Source organism: Ottowia cancrivicina (assembly GCF_029813755.1).
Classification (GTDB): Bacteria; Pseudomonadota; Gammaproteobacteria; order Burkholderiales; family Burkholderiaceae_C; genus Ottowia; species Ottowia massiliensis.
On record NZ_JARVII010000054.1, the window covers coordinates 1 to 2,398 of the forward strand.

The 2,398-nt window shown below is 55.5% G+C and carries 2 protein-coding genes; both read left to right on the forward strand.

What is annotated here, in order from left to right; translation table 11 throughout:
• Positions 1-425 precede the first annotated feature (425 nt).
• Complete coding sequence (locus QB898_RS12875) at positions 426-1,406, forward strand: porin (protein ID WP_102284305.1); 981 nt, start codon at positions 426-428, stop codon at positions 1,404-1,406.
• A 255-nt stretch (positions 1,407-1,661) separates the two neighbouring features.
• Positions 1,662-2,398 (forward strand): hypothetical protein (locus QB898_RS12880; protein ID WP_428982832.1); only part of this gene is annotated, 737 nt, incomplete at its 3' end.

The following is a 2,398-nucleotide window of genomic DNA, read 5'->3' on the forward strand; positions in this document are numbered from 1 at the left end:
CGGCAAGCGCCGCCGAAAGCGCCCCGGAGCGCGCCGAACTCATCACCCTGCCCGAGCCGCGCCGCCTGCGCCGCCTGCTGGAGGGGCAGTGGGCCGCTCTGGCCGGACAGGCTGCGGCTTGCTTGGCGCAAGGCGGGGCATTCCGTGACTTGCTGCGGCTGAAGAAACGGCGAAGGAAACGGCGGAGCGGATGGGCGCAGTTGAAAAAGCGCAACACCTGCCGCGCCCTGCGCGCCTGCCCCGGCGCCGCAGGGGAAAAGAGGCCCGCGCAGGCGCGGACAGGCGCGGGCAAATTGCAACATCGTGTTTTTACGGGGGCTTGGCCTATTGGCGGGCGGCCAGGACTGTGATTTAATTCACACCGTTTTCGCGCCCTGTGAAGGGTCTTGTTTTCACTATTTTCCCTGATTTGAAAGGCAATTCAAATGAAAAAGAATCTGCTGGCTTTGGCCGCTTTGACGCTTGTTTCCGGCGCTGCACTCGCCCAGTCTTCGGTCACGCTTTATGGCGTGGCGGACGTGGGGATTGGGAAAGAAGCGGGTCAAAAAATCGGGATGATTAGTGGCCGTATAGTTAATCACACTACCAGCTACATTGGTTTTCGAGGGATTGAAGATTTAGGGGGCGGTCTTAAGGCGGGCTTCAAATTGGAGCAGTATGTCAATCTTGAAGATGGCGCGGTAATTCAACCAAATCACCAGCTTCTTAAAACAAATTATGCCCGGGCGGCCAACTTGTGGTTGGAAGGTGGTTTTGGGCGATTCAAAATGGGGCAATCTGTTACTCCAAGTCATAGTGCTATAGTTGCCTGGAATATTTTTGGCGATGTGAATTATTCCTCCTCGATTGAACGTTATGCTTCTGTTGGACAGGCATCGCGCTCTAGTAGTCAATTTAGCTACAAAACTCCTGTGTTTGGTGGCTTTAGCGCTGAAGTTGCCTTTATAACCAAAGCCGACAATAATAATAAAGCGAAATATGACCTTAATCTGATGTACGACAATGGTCCACTAGTTGCTGCTGCTGCGTACAATAAAACTAAAGACAGTAAAGCAAATTATGCGTTAGGTGCCAAGTACAATTTTGGCATGTTTGCTCTTTCTGTTGGTTACTACGATACGCGCGACCAAATATTTCCAGCTCTTCCTGCTGGTTCTAAAACTCGTATGGCAGGGTATAGTGTTGGCGGTTCTGTGGATTTTGATAATATAACATTGGCACTTGAGTTGCAACGCCAGCATAAGAGTGAATATGCGCTGCAGAATGTGACTTATAAGCTCAAAAAATATACGGAGGGCACGTTTGCTGCGAAGTATGCGCTTTCTAAGCGTACCTTTATTTATGCGGATTATTTGCGCCTTGAAGGTGGAAATAATTATGGTGTAGGTATTCAGCATCGCTTCTGATTCTGAAATGTAGCGGAGGAGTAGCCAATGGTTCTTGGAAGGATTGTAACTCAAGCAACTACGACAACTACTTCTTCGCGAGATATAAGACACGATGTAAATAATGTTACCAATGAAGGTCCGGCAGGTGACTCTGGTCGTGCTTCTAATCCGCTTTCGGGCGGATCTACTTCTGATAATGCAATAACTCAATTTGGCAGAGAAAACTTTAATGAGGTTACGCATGACAGCCATTTAGGTGGCCAAAATGGTAATTTGACTGACCTTGGCGAAGGGGGAAACGGCTTTTCTTCCAATGGTGGTAATGTTGGCAGTTCCTTCGTAAACCACAGCAGCTTTGCCGCAGGCCAATCGGGCGGCGCGCCCTACGCCTCCTCTTTAAGCGCCCTCTCCACCTCCCTGCTGAACATGGGCCTGCCCGCCTTCGCGGCGCTGCCCACTTTCATCCCCAGCTTTGAACCCAAGCGCGATAGCGAGCCGCCGTATCGCCCGCAGGTTCAACCCCAGCCCCCTCAGCCCCAGCCGCGCCCCGAGGCGCAACCCGCCGTTCAGGCCCAGCAGACTGCCACGCAAGCGGCAACAACCCAAGCCGCCACGCGGGCCGAAGCGCAGGCTGCCAGCACACAAGCGGCCAGCGTGCGCCAGCAGGAAGCGCGCGCTCCTGCCGGGCAAACGCCCACGCCCCAAACGGCCACGCAAGCCGCCCTTCAGGCCCAGCGCCTCACGCCCGCCGCCTTGGCGGCCATCACCCGTACGCTGGCCGCGCACCAGCAGCAAGCGGCCCGCATGGGCGCTTTGCTGATGGCCGCCGCAGGCATGGCCCAGCCTTTGGCCGTGCAGCAGGCGCAGCGCCAGCTGCTGGCGCAAGCGCTGGCGCTGGCCCTGCTGGCGGGCAAGGGCCAGGCCAGCGCGGCAGACATGGCCTTGCTCAACGCCACGCGCCAAAGCGCCATAGCAGCCCTCACGGCGGGCCTGCAAGCCAAAAACGCCAA

Bases quoted from the DNA above. Each gene is read 5' to 3' on its own strand.
- QB898_RS12875 (WP_102284305.1), top strand. From the start codon at position 426: ATGAAAAAGAATCTGCTGGCTTTGGCCGCTTTGACGCTTGTTTCCGGC.